The sequence below is a fragment of the Euzebyales bacterium genome, from assembly GCA_035461305.1.
In the GTDB taxonomy this organism is placed as follows: domain Bacteria; phylum Actinomycetota; class Nitriliruptoria; order Euzebyales; family JAHELV01; genus JAHELV01.
Genome location: DATHVN010000103.1, coordinates 1 through 6,627, shown reverse-complemented (window position 1 = coordinate 6,627; position 6,627 = coordinate 1). Strand labels below are relative to the sequence as shown.

Annotated in this window: 7 protein-coding genes; 5 read left to right on the top strand and 2 right to left on the bottom strand. The window is 71.7% G+C overall.

What is annotated here, in order from left to right:
• Positions 1–135, top strand: a 135-nt coding sequence (locus tag VK923_09230; protein ID HSJ44849.1) for a cold shock domain-containing protein, incomplete at its 5' end; no start/stop codon positions are given.
• A gap of 185 nt (positions 136–320) precedes the next feature.
• Here the strand turns inward: VK923_09230 and VK923_09225 are convergent.
• Positions 321–1,289, bottom strand: coding sequence for a threo-3-hydroxy-L-aspartate ammonia-lyase (locus VK923_09225; GenBank protein HSJ44848.1), 969 nt, complete (start codon positions 1,287–1,289; stop codon positions 321–323).
• Between the two features lie 51 nt (positions 1,290–1,340).
• Between VK923_09225 and VK923_09220 the strand changes: the two genes are divergently transcribed.
• From VK923_09220 to VK923_09205, 4 genes are read left to right on the top strand one after another with little or no spacing between them, the layout of a single operon-like run.
• Positions 1,341–3,260, top strand: coding sequence for a prolyl oligopeptidase family serine peptidase (locus VK923_09220; GenBank protein HSJ44847.1), 1,920 nt, complete (start codon positions 1,341–1,343; stop codon positions 3,258–3,260).
• A complete protein-coding gene (locus tag VK923_09215) occupies positions 3,253–4,386 on the top strand; it encodes an FAD-dependent oxidoreductase (GenBank protein HSJ44846.1) in 1,134 nt (377 codons plus the stop codon). The genes VK923_09220 and VK923_09215 overlap by 8 nt, the downstream gene beginning before the upstream one ends.
• Complete coding sequence (locus VK923_09210) at positions 4,383–5,105, top strand: GNAT family N-acetyltransferase (GenBank protein ID HSJ44845.1); 723 nt, start codon at positions 4,383–4,385, stop codon at positions 5,103–5,105. The genes VK923_09215 and VK923_09210 overlap by 4 nt, the downstream gene beginning before the upstream one ends.
• A 37-nt stretch (positions 5,106–5,142) precedes the next feature.
• Entirely contained in the window at positions 5,143–5,955 is an 813-nt protein-coding gene (locus tag VK923_09205; GenBank protein ID HSJ44844.1) for a DUF1206 domain-containing protein, read from the top strand.
• Here VK923_09205 and VK923_09200 read toward each other — a convergent pair.
• Positions 5,934–6,627 (bottom strand): SOS response-associated peptidase (locus VK923_09200; GenBank protein ID HSJ44843.1); only part of this gene is annotated, 694 nt, incomplete at its 5' end. The genes VK923_09205 and VK923_09200 overlap by 22 nt on opposite strands.

Below are 6,627 nucleotides of genomic sequence, written 5' to 3'. Positions count from 1 at the left end.
GGGTCGGACCTGTTCGTGCACTTCTCCGCCATCCAGATGCGCGGCTACAAGTCCCTCGACGAGGGACAGCGCGTGCAGTTCGAGGTGACCGAGGGCCCGAAGGGCCCCCAGGCGAGCAACGTGACACCGGCGTAGTCGGCGTCCACTTCGCGCGACGGTCGGCTGGCACCGGTCGTCGTCACACGCCCCGCCCGTGGCGGGGCGTGACGCATGTCCGGCCCCGTTCGTGGGCGAGCCGGACGCTGTCCGGGGGGAGCCCGCGCACCGCATGGGTGATCTGGCTCCCAGGAGCTGCTTGTCGGGCTCTCCGCGGGTCGGGATCAAGCCCCGGCAACGAGTGCGGCGAACCGGTCCGCGCCGATGTTGCCGCCCGACAGCACCACCCCGACACGCTGACCACGGACATCGACGACGCCGGCGAGCAGCGCAGCCAGCGCGCTCGCGCCGCTCGGCTCCAGCACGATCTTCATCCGCTCGAAGGCGAAGCGCATCGCGTCGACGATCTGCACGTCGGACACCAGCACCATCTCGTCGACCCGTTCGCGCATGACGGCGAACGTCAGCTCACCGGGTGCGGTGGTCTGCTGGCCGTCGGCGATGGTGCGCGGCGTCCGGATCTCCACGATGTGCCCGGCCGCCAGCGACCGCGTCACGTCGTCGCCCGCCTCCGGCTCGACACCGATGACCCGCGCGGGTGGGTCCTGCGCCTTCGCGACCGTCGCGCACCCCGAGATCAACCCGCCACCGCCCACGCAGACCACCAAGGTGTCGAGCGGGCCCGCCTGCTCGACCAGTTCGAGCGCGACCGTCCCCTGTCCGGCCATCACGTCGACGTGGTTGAACGGCGGGATCAGCGCCAAACCGCCGTCGTCCGCGAGCGCCTCGCCGAGCGTCGTCCGCTCCTCCCTGTAGCGGTCGTACGTCACGACCTTGGCGCCGTAGCCGCGCGTCGCCGCGAGCTTCGTCGCCGGTGCGTCCTCAGGCATCAGGATCGTCGCCGGCGTGCCGTGCAATGCAGCGGCCAGCGCAACCGCCTGCGCGTGGTTGCCCGACGAGTACGCAGCCACGCCGCGCGCACGTTGCTCGTCCGTCAGGCGGCTGATCGCGTGGTATGCGCCGCGGAACTTGAACGCGCCGACCCGTTGGAAGCACTCGGCCTTGGCGAACACCCGGGCTTCGACCCGCTCGTCGAGCGTCGTGCTGGTCAGGACCGGTGTGCGATGCGCGACGCCGCGCAGCACATCGGCCGCCGCCTCGACCGCGTGGACCTGCAGTGGGACCGTGACCATGAGATGCGCGATGCTAGTCCATGGCACCGGCGACAGCGAGGCGGCACAGGGATGGATGCGGACACGCCCCACGGTGTGTGGCGTTCGCCGATCACGGCGGAGCTCGTCGCGCGTGCTGCGACCAGGTACGCGTGGCCACTGCTCGACGGTGGACGCCTGTGGTGGTTGAAGGAGCGGCGGTCCGGTGACGGGCGGGGTGTGGTGTGCTCCGGGACCGACGGCTCCGACACGGTCGAGCACACCACGGACGGTCACGACGTCGACAGCTTCGTGCACGAGTACGGCGGTCGCCCGTTCGCCGTGCGGGACGGGACCGTGTGGTACGCCAACCGCGACGACCAGCGCGTCTGGCGCCGGCTGCCCGACGGCACGACCACGCCCGTCACGCCTCCCGCGCCGACTCCACGGTCGATCCGCTACGCCGACATGGAGGTGGCACTCGACGGGTCATGGCTGGCCGTGGTCCGGGAGCGCCACACCGACGACGGTGTGCACAACGACGTGGTCGCTCTTCCGGCCGCCGGTGACGGCGCGCCGGAGGTGCTCGTCGATCGCAGCGACTTCTTCGCCACGCCGCGCATCAGTCCGGACGGCTCGATGCTGGCGTGGTTGTCGTGGGACCAGCCCGACATGCCGTGGGACCGCACCGTGCTGACGACCGGCCGCCTGCGTGGTGGTCGGGTGATCGACGCGGAGGTCGTGGCCGGGGACCGGGACACCGCGATCTTCCAACCGGCCTGGAGCCCGTCCGGGGTGCTCCACCTCGTCAGCGACGCCGACGGATGGTGGAACCTGTACCGCGTCGCCGACGATCGGCTCGAGCAGCTGACGCGGGAGGAGGCAGAGCTCGGGCTGCCACTGTGGCAACTGGGGCTCGGCACGTACGCGCTCGTCGACGACCACCGCATCGCCTGCCTGGTCAACCGGGACGCCGCCCTGCGGTTGCACCTGCTCGACACGCGGGCGGGAACGCTCGAGCCGTCAGCCCTGACGCCGTTGCTGTGCGATCCGACGCCGGCCGCCGACGGCGACGAGGTTGCGCTGGTCGCGGCCACCGACCTCGGCCTGCCGAAGGTCAGGCGCTGGCGTGTCGGCTCGGACGGCGACCGGGTGGTCGCGTCACCGGGGCCGATGGACGTCGAGGACGTGTACCTGGCGACGCCCCGGCACCTTTCGGTCACGGCCGATGACGGGCGGGTCGTCCCCGCGGTCCACTGGCCGCCGACCCATCCCGATGCGGGACCGTCGGACCACCCGCCGCCCCTGCTGGTCGACGTGCATGGCGGACCAACCGGTCAGGTCATGCGCAGCCTGCAGCTGGACGTGCAGTTCTGGACGTCCCGCGGCTTCGCGGTCGTCGCGCCCAACTACGGGGGATCGACGGGCTACGGCCGCGCGTACCGGGAGCGGCTGCGCCGGCAGTGGGGCGTCGTCGACGTCGCCGACAGTGTCAGCGTCGCCCGTCGGATGGTGGCCGAGGGGCTCGCCGACCCCGACCGGCTCGCCATCCGCGGGCCGAGCGCCGGTGGGTACACGACGCTCGCGGCGCTGACACAGGTCGACGACTTCACCGCCGGTGTGAGCCTGTTCGGGCTCGCCGACCTGCGCCTGCTCGCCGCCGAGATCCACAAGGTCGAGTCGCGCTACCTGGACGGGCTGATCGGCGACGATCCGGCTGCGTGGTCGGAGCGTTCGCCGATCGAGCACGTCGAGCGCATCACGGCGCCGCTTCTGATCCTGCAGGGCGAGCTCGATCCGATCGTTCCGCCGTCGCAGGCGGAGGCCATGGTGGCACGGCTCGACGCGGTGAGGTCACCGTACGCCTACGTGACGTTTCCGGGCGAGCGACACGGCCTGCGACGCGCGGCATCGATCCGCCGGGCGCTCGAGGTGGAGCTGTCGTTCTACGGTCAGGTGTGGGGGTTCACGCCTGCCGACGACATCGAGCCCGTGGTGGTGCATCGTGGCTGACCACCCGACCGCGGTCGTCGTCGGTGCGGGTGTCATCGGTGCCGCCACGGCACTGGCGCTCGTCCGCCGTGGCTGGCACGTCACGGTGCTCGAGGCTGCGACCCCCGGCCACGGCAGGGCGTCCTCGGGCGGCGACACACGGCTGCTGCGGTTCAGCCACGGTCAGCAGCCGTGGTACACGGCATTGGCGTGGGCGGCGCGCGACGGCTGGCGGACGCTCGAGGACGAGACCGGCGCCCACGTGCTCGTCGAGACAGGTCTGGTGTGGTTCGCGCGCGACCGGCAGGGGTGGGAGGCCGACAGCGAGGCCGTGCTCGGCGAGCTCGGCATCCCCTTCGAGCGGTTGGCGGAGGAGCGCATCGCCGGGCTGTTCCCGTCGGTGCGCACCGACGACCTGGCGTTCGGGCTGTGGGAGCCGCACGCCGGTGTGCTGCGCGCCGCCGTCGGCACCCGCGCACTCGTGGCCCGCGCGGCGGCGCTGGGTGCCGTGGTGCGCGACGGCGTGACTGCGCGGCCGGAACGCGACGCCGTCCTCATCGGCGACGAGGCGCTCCACGCCGACCGGATCGTGTGGGCGTGTGGGCCCTGGCTGCCCGTCGTCTTCGGTGGCCGCCTCGCGCTGACGGTCACCCAGCAGGATGCCTGCTGGTTCACCGCCGGCCCCGCGTGGCGCGGCGACCGCGTGCCCGCCTGGGTCGACTTCGCCGGTGCGGCGTACGGCACGGGCGACCTGGACGGCCACGGCTTCAAGTGCTCGTCGGACCGTCAGGGACCGCCGTTCGATCCAGACACCGACGACCGGGTGGCGCTGCCCGCCCACGTCGACGCCGCGCGCGAGATCCTCGGTCACCGGTTCCCGGCACTGGCCGGCGCGCCGCTGGCCGGCACCCGCACGTGCCAGTACACGACGACCGTGGACACCGAGTTCCTGATCGCGCCGCTGGACGGCGACACGGTCTGGGTGGCGGGCGGCGGGTCGGGGCACGCGTTCAAGCACGGGCCGGCACTGGGTGCGTACGTCGCGGACCTGCTCGACGGCACGCGGGCGCCCGATCGGCGCTTCGGGCTGGACGCGCGCAGCCCGGCCGGCACTCTGCGCACCGCGGGGCACCAGGGCGGACGGTGACCGGCGGCGAGACGATCGAGACGTCCCTGCGCGACGGCACGCGGGTGCTCATCCGCATGGTCGATCCCGACGATCGGGAGCAGTTCATCGAGGGCTTCCAGCGCCTGTCGACCCGGTCGCGCTACCTGCGCTTCCACTCCGCGATCGAGGAGCTCGACGACCGGCAGCTCGACTACCTGACGAGGGTCGATCAGGTGAACCACGTCGCGTGGGTCGCCATCGACCTCGACCATCCCGAACACCCAGGCATCGGCGTCGCCCGGTTCGTCCGGCTCCATGACGAGCCGACGGTGGCGGAAGCCGCCGTCACCGTGCTCGACGCCTACCAGGGACGCGGCCTCGGCACGATCCTGCTCGCGGCGCTCGCCGACGCGGCGCGGGAGCGCGGGATCACCACGTTCCGCGCGTACGTGCTGGGGGAGAACCTCGCGATGCTGGCGGTGCTCGACCGCCTGGGCCCGATTCGAACCGAGCGTCAGCGGGGTGTCTACCAGATCGATGTCGACCTGACCGACGGCGAGCGCGAACCGGCGAAATCGATGGCCGGCAAGGTTTTTCACGCGGTGACGGGGAAGCATCTGCCGGCGATGCACACGACGGCGCCGCCCGTGTGGTTGTCAGACGACAGTGGCGGGACCGCGCGACGCGTCCTGCACCAGTGGTTGGATCGGCTGCTGCCTGGCGCGGCCGATGCCGAACGCTCCGACGACGAGCCGTGACGCGCATGCGCGCGCCACCGATCGACAGGCCTGGACCATGACCGCACTCGCCCACCTTCCGACCGACAGGCGGCGGCGCCTCGCCCAGGCCGGGCTCATCTCACGCGGCGTCCTGTACGGCCTCGTCGGCGTGCTCGCGATCCAGGTGGCGTTCGGCACCGGTGGCAGCCAGCAGACGTCCCAGTCTGGCGCGCTGCAGACACTCGCCCAGCAGCCGGGCGGCACGGTCCTCGTCGCGCTCGTCGGGTTCGGCCTGATCGCCTACGCCGCCTGGCGGCTGACGCAGTTCTTCACCGAGAAGGGCAGCGAGGACAGCGACGCCAAGAACGCGGTGATGCGCGCCAGCTACATCGTGCGCGCGGTCATGTACGCGGCACTGGCGTTCCTGGCGTTCAGCACGGCGTTCGGCAACGGCGGAGGCGGCGGCAACAGCCAGCAGGCCCTGACCGCACGCGTGATGCGGGACGTTCCAGGCGGTGTCTTCCTCGTCGGCCTGGTCGGGCTGATCATCATCGGCGTCGGCATCTACCAGGCGTACAAGGCGTTCACGACCGACTTCATGGAGGAGCTCCACGAGGAGCAGCTGAGCCCGACGGAGCGCGTCTGGATCAAGCGGATCGGCGTGGTCGGGCACGCCGCCCGTGCTGTTGTCTTCACTCTCGTCGGCATCTTCGTTCTGCGCGCCGCCGTGCAATTCGATCCGCAGGATTCCAAGGGCCTCGACGCAGCGCTGCAGGAGGTGGCGTCCCAGCCGTTCGGTACCGTGTTGCTCACGCTGGTGGCTCTGGGACTGCTGTTGTTCGGCGTCTACGCGATCGTGCGCGCCCGTTACGTCGACGTCTCGGAGTGACCGGCGGCCGCGGCGATCAGTCCCGGGTGGTCGTTGCGGACGTTGTTGACCTGGTCACTCACCGGGTGCCACACCAGCGGCCCGGTGTCGGGTCGTGACAGCATGCCGAGCGCGGCGCTGGGCCGGCGTTCGTCCCGGTCGAGCCACGGCGTCCACACGTCGGACGGCAGGACGATCGGCATCCGCGGGTGCAGCTCGGCGAGGTGGCCGTCGGCGGCCCCGGTGATGATCGTGCAGGTGCGCAGCCAGGTGTCGTCCGGGCGCTTCCAACCCTCCCACAGGCCGGCGAAGGCCAGCGCGCGGCCGTCGGCGCGGTGGATGTAGTAGGCGGTCTTGCCGGCCGCGTCCGTGTGCCACTCGTAGAAGCCGTCGGCGGGGATGATGCAGCGTCGGCGTTGCAGGGCGGTGCGGTACGCCGGCTTGTCGACGACCGACTCCATGCGTGCGTTGATCATGCGCGAGCCGACCTTCGGATCATCCGCCCACGTCGGCACCAGGCCCCACTGGAAGCTGACGAGGTAGCGGGTGTCGCGGTGCTCGGCGATGGCGTACACCGGCATGGTCGGCGCGACGTTCCAGCTGGCCGGCAGCTCATCGGCCCGTCGGTCCGCGACGTCGAACAGATCGGCGAGGTGATCGGGATCTGCCGCTGCGACGAACCGGCCACACATG

What these genes read in the sequence shown, in the direction of transcription:
- VK923_09225 (HSJ44848.1), bottom strand. Translation starts at nt 1,289, where the DNA reads ATGGTCACGGTCCCACTGCAGGTCCACGCGGTCGAGGCGGCGGCCGAT.
- VK923_09220 (HSJ44847.1), top strand. Translation starts at nt 1,341, where the DNA reads ATGGATGCGGACACGCCCCACGGTGTGTGGCGTTCGCCGATCACGGCG.
- VK923_09205 (HSJ44844.1), top strand. Translation starts at nt 5,143, where the DNA reads ATGACCGCACTCGCCCACCTTCCGACCGACAGGCGGCGGCGCCTCGCC.